General features: G+C 46.2%; 15 protein-coding genes. All 15 read right to left on the bottom strand.

All coding sequences use genetic code 11. The features are described from left to right. Nucleotides 1-34 precede the first annotated feature (34 nt). The 15 genes from ACYQ3Q_RS22200 to ACYQ3Q_RS22130 all read right to left on the bottom strand — a co-directional run bounded on the left by ACYQ3Q_RS22200 (nucleotide 35) and on the right by ACYQ3Q_RS22130 (nucleotide 13,318). Complete coding sequence (locus ACYQ3Q_RS22200) at nucleotides 35-1,258, bottom strand: HD domain-containing phosphohydrolase (RefSeq protein ID WP_459930663.1); 1,224 nt, start codon at nucleotides 1,256-1,258, stop codon at nucleotides 35-37. A gap of 391 nt (nucleotides 1,259-1,649) precedes the next feature. Next, entirely contained in the window at nucleotides 1,650-1,868 is a 219-nt protein-coding gene (locus tag ACYQ3Q_RS22195) for a hypothetical protein (protein WP_459930662.1), read from the bottom strand. A gap of 11 nt (nucleotides 1,869-1,879) precedes the next feature. Further along, nucleotides 1,880-3,127: a methyl-accepting chemotaxis protein gene (locus tag ACYQ3Q_RS22190; protein ID WP_459930661.1), complete on the bottom strand. Its 1,248-nt coding sequence runs from the start codon at nucleotides 3,125-3,127 to the stop codon at nucleotides 1,880-1,882. A 43-nt stretch (nucleotides 3,128-3,170) separates the two neighbouring features. Further along, nucleotides 3,171-3,560: a nitrite reductase gene (locus ACYQ3Q_RS22185; protein WP_459930660.1), complete on the bottom strand. Its 390-nt coding sequence runs from the start codon at nucleotides 3,558-3,560 to the stop codon at nucleotides 3,171-3,173. A 65-nt stretch (nucleotides 3,561-3,625) separates the two neighbouring features. Next, a complete protein-coding gene (locus ACYQ3Q_RS22180; protein WP_459930659.1) occupies nucleotides 3,626-4,384 on the bottom strand; it encodes a nitrite reductase in 759 nt (252 codons plus the stop codon). Between the two features lie 185 nt (nucleotides 4,385-4,569). Next, nucleotides 4,570-4,782, bottom strand: a complete 213-nt coding sequence (locus ACYQ3Q_RS22175; RefSeq protein WP_291299971.1) for a hypothetical protein — start codon at nucleotides 4,780-4,782, stop codon at nucleotides 4,570-4,572. 217 nt (nucleotides 4,783-4,999) lie between these two features. Next, nucleotides 5,000-5,563 carry a Fe-S-containing hydro-lyase gene (locus ACYQ3Q_RS22170; RefSeq protein ID WP_459930658.1) on the bottom strand — a complete coding sequence of 188 codons (564 nt, stop codon included), beginning with the start codon at nucleotides 5,561-5,563 and terminating at the stop codon, nucleotides 5,000-5,002. Continuing rightward, a complete protein-coding gene (locus ACYQ3Q_RS22165; RefSeq protein WP_459930657.1) occupies nucleotides 5,563-6,420 on the bottom strand; it encodes a fumarate hydratase in 858 nt (285 codons plus the stop codon). Before ACYQ3Q_RS22165 ends, ACYQ3Q_RS22170 begins: the two co-directional genes overlap by 1 nt. A 151-nt stretch (nucleotides 6,421-6,571) precedes the next feature. After that, nucleotides 6,572-6,943, bottom strand: a complete 372-nt coding sequence (locus ACYQ3Q_RS22160; RefSeq protein WP_459930656.1) for a fibronectin type III domain-containing protein — start codon at nucleotides 6,941-6,943, stop codon at nucleotides 6,572-6,574. A 347-nt stretch (nucleotides 6,944-7,290) separates the two neighbouring features. Beyond that, nucleotides 7,291-7,713, bottom strand: coding sequence for a hypothetical protein (locus tag ACYQ3Q_RS22155; protein WP_459930655.1), 423 nt, complete (start codon nucleotides 7,711-7,713; stop codon nucleotides 7,291-7,293). Continuing rightward, complete coding sequence (locus ACYQ3Q_RS22150; protein WP_459930654.1) at nucleotides 7,710-8,498, bottom strand: acyl-CoA dehydratase activase; 789 nt, start codon at nucleotides 8,496-8,498, stop codon at nucleotides 7,710-7,712. Before ACYQ3Q_RS22150 ends, ACYQ3Q_RS22155 begins: the two co-directional genes overlap by 4 nt. Before the next feature lie 185 nt (nucleotides 8,499-8,683). Further along, nucleotides 8,684-9,700 (bottom strand): 2-hydroxyacyl-CoA dehydratase family protein, encoded by a 1,017-nt coding sequence (locus ACYQ3Q_RS22145; RefSeq protein WP_459930653.1) that lies wholly within the window; start codon nucleotides 9,698-9,700, stop codon nucleotides 8,684-8,686. Nucleotides 9,701-10,073: 373 nt separating this feature from the next. Beyond that, on the bottom strand, nucleotides 10,074-11,324 hold the full coding sequence (locus ACYQ3Q_RS22140) for a methylaspartate ammonia-lyase (protein ID WP_459930652.1): 1,251 nt from the start codon (nucleotides 11,322-11,324) through the stop codon (nucleotides 10,074-10,076). Between the two features lie 226 nt (nucleotides 11,325-11,550). Then, nucleotides 11,551-11,862, bottom strand: a complete 312-nt coding sequence (locus tag ACYQ3Q_RS22135; protein WP_459930651.1) for a hypothetical protein — start codon at nucleotides 11,860-11,862, stop codon at nucleotides 11,551-11,553. A 1-nt stretch (nucleotide 11,863) separates the two neighbouring features. After that, nucleotides 11,864-13,318 carry a methylaspartate mutase subunit E gene (locus ACYQ3Q_RS22130; protein ID WP_459930650.1) on the bottom strand — a complete coding sequence of 485 codons (1,455 nt, stop codon included), beginning with the start codon at nucleotides 13,316-13,318 and terminating at the stop codon, nucleotides 11,864-11,866. Nucleotides 13,319-13,333: the final 15 nt, after the last annotated feature.

The following is a 13,333-nucleotide window of genomic DNA, read 5'->3' as shown; positions in this document are numbered from 1 at the left end:
AGTTTGCTCTGCGTCGTAAGCACCGAGCGCTGTGTCACACAAGGACCCTTCTTGCTAACTCCACTAAAGACCCATCCACCATCGTGCCTGCCCCACGCTGAATCAAATTAAGAGCATCACTTGAACTCATCGCTGGCCGATAGGGTCGATTTTCCGTTAAGGCTGCATAGATATCAGCAATCGACATCAGCCGGGCCCCCACATCAATATCTTTCTCAGCAAGGGCGAAGGGATACCCTTTGCCATCCAGTCGCTCATGGTGATGCGCCGCCCATTCTACTATTCGTGTTGGAAAGCCTGCCTCTGTTAATAAACGATGTGTATAGTACGTATGAGTCCGAATAACTTCAATCTCAGAAGAATCAAGCGCCCCCGGTTTATCGAGAATTATCTTTGGAATAGCGAGCTTTCCTAAGTCATGAAGCAAGCCAGCCACATAGATTTCATGAAGCCGTTCCTTTTCCCAACCAAGCCCCTTAGCTAATTGCCTTACAATTTTGGCCACTGATCGAGAATGATTAGCCGTAAACTTACTTTTCTGGTCGATCAGATCAGCAAACGTGTCTGCCAAGTGGTCAGTAAAACTAAGTTCTAATTCACGCGTCGCCGGAAGTTGCCACTGTCCGAATAGGAGGCCTAAAGAAATCTGGAGCAAATCCGCTTGTTCAATATCTAACCAAAAGGCTTCTTTCCGAGCAACCTCTTCAAATGCAGCGGCAACCTCGGGATAAAATAACGACCCAGTTTCCATGGCGACCCATTCTAGGATTTTATCCCGCTCTCGATGCTTAGATAGTCTCCGCTTTAATCGAAGATCAATCTGATCCGCTAAAGACAAAATACGAGCCATCAACGGGACTTCTTCGGGTGATATACGCAAGGCACCGAACTCCGGATTTGGAGTCTCATGGTGGTATTTAATCGCTAGGGCAAGAATCTCTCCCGATGGAAAGCGCTCTACCATAGCCGCTCCCATAAGGCAATGTTCTTGTAAGATACGAGAATCCCCATTATAGTCTCGGAAGCAACCGAGTGCGCCAATATCGTGTACTAACCCAGCCACTATAACCTGGACCAATGCTTTTTTACTAAGTTTAAGGCTTCTGCCCAAGCGCATCGCAATATAGGCAACACGTTCTCCGTGCCGTCGCCCTAAGGCAACCTGTAAACCGCTTTCGATTTCTTCGTCCACCAAACCGAGATCAAGCGCACGGGAGAAGCTCCACATCCGACGGATGTAAAAGGCATCTTCAGTCATAATACGCTCCTTTAATTTTAGATACTCCTTAAATCACTTATGCTCTTTTTGTTCCAAGTTTTGTGTCGTCAGCCCAAACCCTTCGTCTTTCGTTCGTATTCCCTCGTTCTTCGTCCATCCGTTCCGCTACCCAAGCCTAGGACTTCAGTGCGAAACGAGCGCGACGTCTTTATAGTAGAATAGCAAACTTCCGCACAAGCGAACCGATCCCAGACACGGGGCAGTGCACAAAATGCAAGTCAAGAACCGTCCCCAACTTGCACGAATTCTGTCTTCCATAGACGGTACACATATAAAATGTGCCGTCTCCCAAACCTTTCGTTCTTCGTTCTTCGTCCTTCCGTTCCTCGACCCCAAGCCCGGGACGCAGTATGACACGAGCGCGACGTCTTTACGTAAGCAGACTAGCAAACTTCCGTTCAAGCGACCGACCCCAGACACGGGGCAGTGCACAAGGATGTGCACTGCCGCCAACCGAGCCCGAAGACACTGTCTTCGCACGAATTAGGCCTTCTTGCAGGATGGCGAGTTTGGCGGGGACCCCGCTCTTCATAGTAGGAGCTTGAACGGTTAGTTTGCTCTGCGTCGTAAGTACCGAGCGCTGTGTCATACAAGTCCCTCTTAATTTCGCAACCCCATTTGCGCTAAAGAGGTTGCTGAGTTGGCTACATCCTCAGAAGCCGCTCCGATCTGACTTGCGGTCAAGGATAAGGCATCGATCTGTTGGGCGATTCCTTGAACCTGCTTGATACTCGCATCAATCGCGGACATGATTTCTCCAAAGCGGCTAACCACTTCCCCGGCCTCCGCTGCAGCGCCGTGCATGGCCTCCGTAGTTTGAGCAATCGATTGGTTCACCGCGACAGTATTCTGTTTTGTAATTGTAATCAAAGCGCTGATCTCCTTGACGGACTGTTCGGAATGGTTGGCGAGCTTCTTGACTTCCTCCGCGACAACTCCAAAGCCTCGACCGCTGTCTCCAGCTCGTGCCGCTTCAATAGCAGCATTTAGCGCTAAGAGATTGGTTTGAGAAGCGATTTCCTTGATCACATCGGTGACAGAGGCAATGCGTGCAGAGCTTTTATCTAGTTCGGTCATTTTGCCCTGCATCTCAGACGTCATGGTTGCTAAACGCAAAATTGTATCTGATATCATTTGAATCTTCCGAACACCTTCTTGCGCCAAGGTATCCACTTGCCGAGAGAATTCAGCTGCTTCAGAGGCATTACCTGAAATCCGTGCAGTTGCCTCATTCATCTCCGCCGCAGAAGCTGCCGTTTCCTCAGAAGTTGCTGCTAGCGCTTGACTAGCTTCGCTGACACTTCGTTGCAAACTATCGATTTCGCTTAGGGCGTTCTCTAATTCGACCTTCTTGTCTATTTCAATCATATAGGACTGGATATAGCTTGCCATAACAACTTGCTGATCGAAATTCAAGATTTTCTGAATAGCTGAACTGGCATAGATAGCTAGGTCGACTTTTTTACGATAGTGCTTGAAAATTCTTGGCACAATCTCATCATTAAGAAACTGATTGGCACTCAAATAATAAAACGGCGGTAGATTAATCCGATTATGCACCTCTCCGATGGTAATGCGCCACTGCATGAATTCCTCATTGATCTTATCTGGGAAGAGTGACAGTAAATATTTCTTCATGGTAATTTTCAACTTCTCCACTGAGGAAAATCGGTCAATAATAGCCTTAAGATCTGGGAAAGTCGTCACATGGGCATAGAAGTTCCGGATTATTTCATCCGAATCGCGCTCAATAATAAATTTAATCTCTTTAAGTACGGCCAATTGCTCCGTATCCATCCTCAGCAATCGAACAGACTCGTCTAAGCTAAACTGATGTAATCGAGTCAAATAACTCATCCTCTCTCAGCAAATCTAACAATAAACAACTATCCTAATTTGCAAGTTCCTGATCTTTATCTGAGACATAGTCTTTGCCCTCCAGCAGTATCCCTAGAGCTGTCAGCACTACGTTGACTGTACAATAGGAATCGTGCTCATCCGTTGCACAATTATCACAAATGCTTTGTACCTCGAAGTATGCCTCTTGAAGTTCCATGCTTTTATATCGTTCTGTCATAAGCGGTACACTCCGGAACATATCGAGAATATCCTCCGGAATTTTATCTGTAAATTTCTCGCCCGTCTGCGCAGACAAACTGAGAAATTCCTTGGCCATGAACAATTGACACAGGGCAGAACATTTACACCCCTGTGCACAAGCTTTATCCATTTTTGAGAATGCCTTATAGGCACTAAGTTTACTGAATCCTTGTGCTGCCATTTCTCTACCTCTTTCTAACGGTTTTTAATATAGGTTCTATTTATCTATCGAATAAACTTCTCTTTCTACTTAGCGGAAGTATTGTCCAAGAGTTCCTCTACAGCCTGCTTGAAACGCTCAAATCCTGTTTTTTCTATGACATGATAAAGTCGGGCCCTCGCGCCAAGGTCTTCTCCTAATTCCGCCGCACTTGCCACATAGGTTTCCAGAATCCGCTTCACAACGGGAACTACTAGATCTCTGGGGATCCCCTTACGCACTAATACTCCATGTTTTGGATTCATTCCCGACTCTGTCCCACCTATCCAAAGGGAATATTTACCACGTGGTTCTGCCATTAGTCCAAGATCATGGCACTGTACACCCGTACAATTGCGTGGACAACCTGAAATTCCGATTTTAAAATCCCACGGCAGTATTGTAGCGTAAAAAGCTTCATCGATTATTTTGGCCAGTTCTAAAGTATCTCCACGAGAGTTGGGGGAAAATCCCTTCCCTGGGCAGGCTGCGATATTTCGAACACTTTTGTGTAAATTTGCCACACGGAGTCCAACCGTTTGAAGTTGATCCAAGGCGGCCTCGACTTTCTCTTTAGGGATAAGCAGTAGAGATGTCATGCGACGAGTGTTCTTCAGGACCCCATCCTCGCCAATAATCTGAGCAAGAACACTCACCTGTTTACCCGTCAAAATTCCGCCAGGAGAGTTTACGATTATTGCTACCATTCCATTGGCTTGTTCTGCAATGCCCCAATGGATCCCGCTCTCACATTCTACAGCTTCACCCGTCCATTGAAAGTTAAGATCTCGCTGAAGTTCAGTCATGATACTTCTCCCCCCACTATTTGAAAACTTTCTTAATATGATATTTCTCTATATATCGTGGGAATCCTGCAAAACTATCGAATATCTGATATTAAACTCATATAAGCACTAAAGAGAGCCATTATTCTGCTCTCTTTAGTGCTTATCCATATAGCTAAACTATTGAATATTCTGTCAATCCATACTTACCCGGCGCGTCGACGGGCAACCCGCTGAGGTGACGAAACTGATCGAGGCTCGGCTGATGTTTCTAATCGTTCCACCGACCCATCCGACAAGACTTCATATATGTTTACCACTCCGTCTCCCTTTGTCCACTCATGACAACATTCTCTGCAATAATAACGTTCACGGCCAATACGGCCGACCTCACGCGCTTTACATAATGGGCAATTCATGATTTAGCCAACTCCTATCAGAGATCCAACATTATTTTTATTATACAGTAAAAACAAGGAGTCTTCCTTAAGAATTTGTGAAACTTTTGTGTTCTTTCTCTTAGAAAAGATTTTTCTTTATTCAGATCAGATTAGTCAATTTATTCAGGTTTATACTAAATGAGAGGCTTTTGTGCCATTTAGCGCAAAAGCCTCTCAAAACCTCACCTGAAGTGAGTTATTCTTTATGCCTTTTGTACAGCGCTTTCCCAGATTCATATAGATTATTTCCCTCATGATCGATAATCACCATGACTGGAAAATCCTTCACGACTAAGCGCCGGACTGCTTCCGGCCCCAGTTCGGGATAGGCAATGACCTCAGCCGAAACAATGCGCTTAGCAATGAGGGCGCCTGCTCCCCCGATCGCTCCAAAATAGACAGCACCGTGTTTCTTCATCGCTTCAATCACTTCTGGTGAACGAAGCCCTTTACCGATCATTCCCGTCAAGCCTTTTGGGATGAGCTTTGGTGAATAAGCGTCCATCCGTCCGCTCGTCGTTGGCCCTGCCGAACCGATCACTTGCCCTTCTTTAGCCGGTGTCGGTCCGACAAAATAGATGATTTGATCGTTCATCTCAAAGGGCAAATCTTGGCCTTGCTCAAGAGCCTCGACCATTTTTTTATGGGCTGCATCGCGCCCAGTGTAAATAATCCCATTTAGTAAGACATTATCTCCAGCCTTCAGGCCCCTAAGCTTTTCCTGGGTAAGGGGTGTTTCAATGTGAATAGCTTCACCCATTAGTTTTCCCTCCCTTGCAAGGTAATTTCCTTATGACGAGTTGCATGGCAACCAATGTTTACTGCAACTGGCATTCCTGCAATATGCGTGGGATACACTTCTAGGTTAACAGCTAGAGCGGTTGTTACTCCTCCAAAACCTTGGGGCCCTATGCCTAAACGATTGACACGATCCAATAATTCTTCCTCGATTTTCGCTAGGCGTTCTTCCGGATTGTGTTTCCCTACTTCGCGAAGTAAGCACTTTTTAGCAAGGTAAGTGGCTTTTTCCATCGTCCCTCCCACGCCCACTCCGACAATAATCGGCGGGCAGGGATTTCCACCCGCTCGATCGACCGTGTCCACCACAAATTGCATCGCACCCTCGAGACCTTCAGAAGGCTTGCACATTTTCAAGCCCCCCATGTTTTCGCTGCCGAACCCTTTAGGTGCCACCACTAAATGCAAAGCATCACCAGGGACGATATCGTAATGGATCACTGCCGGAGTATTATCCCCCGTATTGACTCGCTCGAAGGGATCTTTGACGACAGATTTGCGTAGATACCCTTTGTCATACCCTCGGCGTACCCCTTCGTTAATGGCTTCGGTAAGACCACCACCAACCACGTGCAAATCTTGGCCGATTTCTACAAAAAGAACCGCCATCCCCGTGTCTTGGCACATTGGGACTCTCTCATCGTGTGCTATTTCTGCGTTCTCAATAAGACGTTCTAAAACCTCACGGCCTAAGGTCGAGCGTTCAACTTTTAATGCCTGATGAAATCCAGTCATTATATCCGCACTAAGGTCATAATTTGCCTCAATACAAAGCCTTTCAACCGCTGCTATGATCTCTTCCACGAGTATTTCCTTCATCTTCTCTACCCCCTCCTCAAAAGTCTTTTATGTCATAACGATTTCGAGGTTAATGCTACATTTCTGAATATTTCCAATCCCCGTCTCTTATTGTACTCCTAAGCAAAGCAAAAGCAAGAGACAATATGAGGCACAAGTTCCAATTTAACATTTAGTAGTCAGCCAAATGAGTTCTTGCATAAACTATAGGCGAATACGAGCTTGTGCCAGAACTGTTGACTGCCTTAACTTTGTAATAATAGGTAGTATCTTCTTCCAAGTCAGTATCCGTATGATTTGAGGTTGAAGTCGTTACAATTTTGGAATAAGTACCCGAAGACGAGGTTGCTCTATAAACATAATAGGATGTAGCACCACTTACAGATTCCCAGTCCAGGTATATTTCGCTGGAGCTTTCAGCTGTAGCTCTTAGATCTATCGGTGCCGATGGAGTACTTAACGCTAAAGTGGTTTTGGGAAATATTAATGCTGAGAATAATAAGCAAAGAACTATGGTCATTAATTTAAGATTACATTTTTTCATCAACTTTCCTCCAATATTTTAAGAGTATCTCATGATCTCCCTCGTTCTAGCAATCTAACAGATGCATGCCGTACTTTTTAAAATGTGGTCGCACCGTTCCTCCATTCATTTTCATCCGATCGTGACTCCCCCACCAAACTCTCGATGTTTAACTTTAGTTAAAAGAGTTTATTAAACGCATCTAGCTTATTACTTAATTCTTGTTCCTATCTGCATAATCCTTCCTACGAAAGCAACATTTTCTAACTCAGATAAACTATTCTGAACAGTTCTTACTCTGCTTATCAGGGCTATGAATGACCTATATGTAACCTATAGTTTTAATCTTTAGTACTTAAATTCTCAAACTATTTTTTTCTGTTAGGCTTACGGGATACACTTGGCTGCCCAAAAAACCTTTTTAACCACCGGGCAATGATTACAATTCCCATGTAAAGTACAAACGCAACCAAGAAACCCCACAGACCTTCCGCAATATCTTGGAATTCCATATTGCCTCGACCCGTTACTTTTTGTCCAATCTCTATGGCGAAAACAAGCACAACAAGGACAGTAAACGTGTAGATAAAGGAAATTGCCGTCAGGCTGTACCGAACAAGGTACTTGAACAACCTATTTACAAGTATAAAGAGAACTATTCCCAAAATTCCAATGACTAAGAAATGCAGCTGTTTATCGTTGAAGTTCAGACCCAAATGACGACTCAATAGGACTACTTTATCGTGGAAATAGTTCATCATGCTAGTGATAAGTTTCAGAACGTTGCTCAATCGCGACCCTCCATACAACACCCAATTGCCCCGTTAAACTGAGGTTCCTTCGGCACGACAACCTTCTTGCCCGACCCCTCTTCTAAAAGCTTACCTACAGCGTGGTTATGCGCGACGCCACCGGTAAAGACCAATACATCACTAGTGAATGAACGCAGGAGCGGCAAAATACGCTTAACAATTGTAGCGTTAACCCCAGCCGCTAGTTCAGTTAAGGGGAAACCTTCCACAATCTTACCGATCAATTCGCTTTCACCAAACACCGCACACGTCGAGTTCAACTCCACCGGAGCATCTACATATTGCCCTAGTTCTTCAAGTGACACATCAAGAATGCCCGCCATATTTTCTAAGTAGCGCCCAGAAGAGGCCGCACACTTATCATTCGTCATAAAATCGATCATTTTCCCCTTTCGGACTTGGATGATTTTACTGTCTTGGCCACCAAGATCTACCAACGTAAAATCCGTGAGCCCGGTCTGATGAATCGCTCCCAACACATGCGCTTTAAGCTCTGGAATAGCCTCTCCACCAGCAAGTTCCAAAGTATTACGCCCATATCCAGTGGAAATTAAGCGTTTAACCACAGGCAGTCCCAAAGCCTCAAAGTCCACAACCAGCTTTTCTCCCTGCTTTCGCCCATACTCCCGGTAAAAACGGATCGTATCCAAGCTTTCCAAACGGAGGATTTCTAAAGACTCCTCTTTCTTCGGATGCACCATGAGGGCGATCTTCACACTCCGACTCCCTAAATCAATTCCACAGATAATTTCTTGTTCAGACATGGGATTCCCCCCTTGTAATATTCTAAACAATTTTCAATGTGCCCCCTTAAGAGGGTCGTCCATGGCTACAGGGACACTCGGCCATTCATGGCCAGCGGACGTCGCTTTGGCCGGGAATCCTGCCCTCTTGCATCAGGGTTTAAAGCCCTAGTTTGCAACGACGAACGCATGGCTGAACAAGTGTCTCACGACCCTCCAATCATAGACAAAAAAGACTCTAACCTCATTTTACTACGTGCATCCAACCCTGTTGGATTTTCCCCCTCTAACGTTAAAATAGGATAATCCAGTTTTTTTCGTATAATCAAATCCTCGATCTGTCGATAACAAAAGCTTTGCGTATAGTGAATGATTCCGTCTAGTTGGCGGCGCTCTGCCTCCTTTGCAATATCCTCAATTCGTTGAAAGACTTTATAAGGATAGGTGTATAAGCGGTACTGTTCCACCACGTCATCCGTCTCAAAGGGCATCGCAAACTGTCTCTGGACTTCATTAAATACTACACGAGCTCCGTGTTCTTCCAAGAAATCATACAGTTCGGGGAAAATCGGTGGAACCCCGATAAAACCAAGGCGAAGTTCACGACCCTTCCCCCGTGATCCTAATCTAACCCGCCCTGAAAACGGTTCCCGTTCGCGCGCTGTCTGGATAAACTCCTCCATCTCCCGGGCAAAGCTATCAGGGTCGCCGTTAAAATCCGAACAAGAAACAAGGTAGAGGTGGTTTTCAAAACCACTTACACGGTTTTCTTGCCAAGTCATTCGATCAATTTCCCAAGCCAAGGCTCGGACCTGGTCAAGACGTTTCTTTTGCAGATTCACAGCTTCCCACGTTGTACCCAAGGCTTCCATAAACTTATTAATTTGCAGACGGAGCATGTCAGGATCTCGATCATATGGAAAAGCAAACGGGATAATTCCAATCCCCTCCACTTCCCAGGTCTCCATCAGGGCATGCGTATTACTGCAATCTCCTTGAGTCACCGCAACTATGCTCTGAATGTCTGGATTATGCAAGGCCGTCGTATATAATCCCTTGATCCAACCGCAGACATTTCGTGGGTAACCAGCCAGCTCAGCCTCTTCCACTCGACGCATGGCTTCTGAACTCGTAATAAAAATATTGTTTAAATCAATAGGTGTATCCCCCGCTGCAAAAATTACTTCAACTGGTACCGTCGTTGTTAACCCTATTTTACTCATAATTGTTGTCTACTCCTTGTTCCATGATATTTGACCGAATCCTCAACTCCGCTTCATCCTCTTTATTGGGTCTTCAATCCATGAAAGTACATCCTCACTATATAGTGCATGCTGTTTTCTTTCGCCTGTTGTATGAATACTATTGCCCCAAGAGTTATACTTTTATTTATAAAATTCTCCTGAGGTTTCGCACCTGGGTAGGCCATAGACTTTAGGGGCCCTTTTAATATCCTGCAAGACAAGGTGTCGCCCCTAAAGTATTATATCATAACAAGACAGGCACACTCGAAGTGTGCCTGCACAAGAATAAATCATTAAGTGCTGAGGTTTCCACCGTATCAAATAAATCAGTGCACGGATTACAATTGTGTATCTAATTGTTCCTACGAACCCTTTTTAACAAAGCAAGCGTCCTATTCATCTCGTTGTGCACGATCATATAGCCTTCATCCACGCCCATACCAGGTTTGGCCAACATTTGATCCGGGCGGGTGGCAAGGGATACATGCACAGCAGTTCGAGCTCCTGAATCTGTTTCATTACAGGATCCACCGACGTAGGCACCTACACCGTACTTCTTGGCATAAATTACTGCTTCAATCGTGTTTTGAATCCCACCCAAGTCCGGAGTTTTAATTTGAACCATGTCAGCAGCTTGCGCATCCACAAACTTGACGATATCTTCATAGGTATTACACCATTCATCCGCCACGATTTCCACCCGAACTCCTCGAACCCTTAAAGCGTCGCGCAAAGCTTTGAGTTGTTCAATCTGACTCTTTAAACTGCCGGCATCCATCGGTCCTTCGATCCTTAGATGCAAGGGAGTAGCTGCTTTTTCTAACTTAGCGAAGTAGTCTACCATTCGATCCACATTATCTTCAAAGGCAATTCCGATAGTACCATAAACGTCAATGTGCAAAACTGGACGATATTCATTGCTTCCAAGCGACAAAATTCGGTTTCTAAGCCACTCCACATACTCTAAAAGCAGCTCTCCATTCTTGCCCAACTTCGTCTCAACATGGTTAATCAGGGCATGGGGTAACACCCCGGCACGTTTAATAATCGCCTTATCCGCATTATCATAACGATCATCTCCGGTTTGCGTAAAAATTGGTACAGGCTCCAGAATCATCGGTAGTTCATATTCCTCGAGTATGACTTCTGTCATCGTCTTTTTCTTTGCTTTAGCCACACCATCTAGAATTGCTTGACTTACCCCATAACGAATAGCCGTATGATAACGTTCCCCATTCGGTCGTTTCGAACTCTCAATCTGACCCACCAAGTTTTGGAAAGAATCCAATTGCTGACCAATAAGCATAGGCGCAATCTCATCAAGAATAATGGGTATAAAATCCTTTGCCAAAAAAAGCGGATCCCGACCACCCGCACCAGAATATTGGACAGCTGCGCAATCCCCCGAAGCCACTTGCCCGTCCTCCAGGATTAACATGACAGAAATTGACTCACCCCGTTGACGAACCGCCTTAAAGCCAGGCGTTTGCGGCTCCCCATCGTAAGTAAACCCATCATGAGTAGCACCAGATTTAATCGCTAGTTGGTCATCAAAATAAAACCCCGTAAGCCCTGGCGAAGCAATGACATCCACGATCTTCATAATATGTAGCCCTCCTCAAATGAGTTATCTCTTCTAATATATACCTTTGAGACTAGGGAACGGTTCCCAGGTCTCCCTTAAAACAGGGGGCAGGTCCACTGTTTTGCCTTTTCGGCGAAACAAGGGACCTGTCCCCCTGTTTCGGGCCCACAACCAAGCCTAAAATACCCCAAGGGGCTTAGCATCCTAAACAACCCCCATCTTCCGGGAATACCATGACCCCCTCTCAGGATAGACGTTGCTTGAGACAAAGAGAACGACTAAAGCGAGCAGCCCGCCAAACTTCACGAAAGCGACCCGGAAAAAAGGGCTGAGCACAAGGATGTGCGAAGCCGGCCATGCGACAGGGACGACGGCACAGGACGTGCCTAGTGCAGGGTGCGCCAGGGATGGCATAGCGCGCTGCGGTCGCTTTGGCCGGAACACATGTGTTCCGCCCTGTTTGGAGGCGAGCTTGAGTGACTAGTTTGGCCTGCGAGCGGCGGTCGTGAACGTGTCTCAAGCAACGTCCATCCCCAGCGACCCCAAAGAACGGCATGCTAACCCCTTGGCCGCCCAACGAGCATCCCTTTCCCAATCGCATATATGTCATCGATCACCATCTGGAAGGACGGATCTCGATCCTCATCTCGCCCACGCTGGGCAATTCGCTCTCGATGAAACTCCTTGATCGTCTCATCAAAGGGGATATTCCCGAAATCTAGGAGCCTCACAGCTCCCGTGGTATCCCGGGCTGGGAGAATCTTACCCGAATTATATCGGCTCGGTGCAAACGGGACATCAATCACACCTGCTTGAAACGCTCGGACCGTCCCGACCGCAGCATCTCCCTCGCCTAGTTCGAGGACCCGATCGAGAATAGCCCTTGTCTCCATCAAAATCATAGTCTCTTCCAAAGCTAACTCACCGGTCATGGGCAGAGTTTGGTCTCTTAACATGTTTAAGACTTGCTTCGTGGCACGAAGGCCTGCTGCATTAGCCTCTTTAGTAGGAATACCCAGTGCTTCGTGTGGAGTTTTCACAATTACCTTAGAAACCTTGGCTAAGGCCGCGGTCACTGCTCCCCACGAAATAACTCCAAAGGCTTTAGCCTCATCTTGTGGAAAACCACCCATCCATTGATGAAAGACCGTAGTGATCATTACCTTTGGATAGCCTAGTTTTGCTAAGTACTCTTCCGCCAGAACGGGCAGCGTATGCAGAGCAGCGACGTCTTGGATGAGATTACCGCATTGCCCGTAACCAAGCGTCAAGCTGCGAACTCCCTGAGCAACTGCCAGTATTCCTTCTAGAACTGCCACTGCATGGGATATGGCAGGTGGAACAAGCGTTCCGGTTAACGGTCCAAAGGGCTCACGGTTAATTTTAACGCCTTGCTCCTCGTAGAGACCGATCAGGCGGTCGACATACTGCCAGTATTTGATCGTACTTTCTATAGAAACGTCTTTAGAATACGGAATGTTATAAGAAATTCCGCCCCCTTCGTAATCCGTAAAGCCACCGGCAATCGTCACCTCGGCAAGTAGCCGTGCATCCGGAGTTCCATGCCGGACTTGGATCGGTACTTGAACACTTTCGACCACGCGCCGACAAGACGCTACCCCATGGTTTACTGCTGGAAATCCATTCAGCATTGAGCGTCCGATAGCCGCACTTTCTTCCATACCCGCTTGTGCTTCGGTGTAACGGTTTTGCCGGGTATAGGAATCGATCGTGGACGGCAGAAAATCTGCGCCACCTTCATCTTGCAGGAAACGCAACAATTCAATATGCTCATTAAGCAGAGCTACACCGGCACGAGGTTGAGCAAATGTGATCCCTTGAGCTTTTCCCTCGGCTAGTTTCTCAGCAAAGATTTTGCTTTTAGGTAATGATTTTTGATAGGCTACTGCTTCCTCAAAGTTAACGTCCTTACCCGTTTCCCATTGCCCCAAAACTTCCTGCCGCTGGCGCTGAAACTCTTCTGCGTCCATTTGTTTAACCGTTAATTCCATTTCTAAAACCCCTCC

Source organism: Desulfosporosinus burensis, from assembly GCF_054657535.1.
Note: the sequence above shows the minus strand (reverse complement) of the source record. Positions and strands in the feature narration are given on the sequence as shown.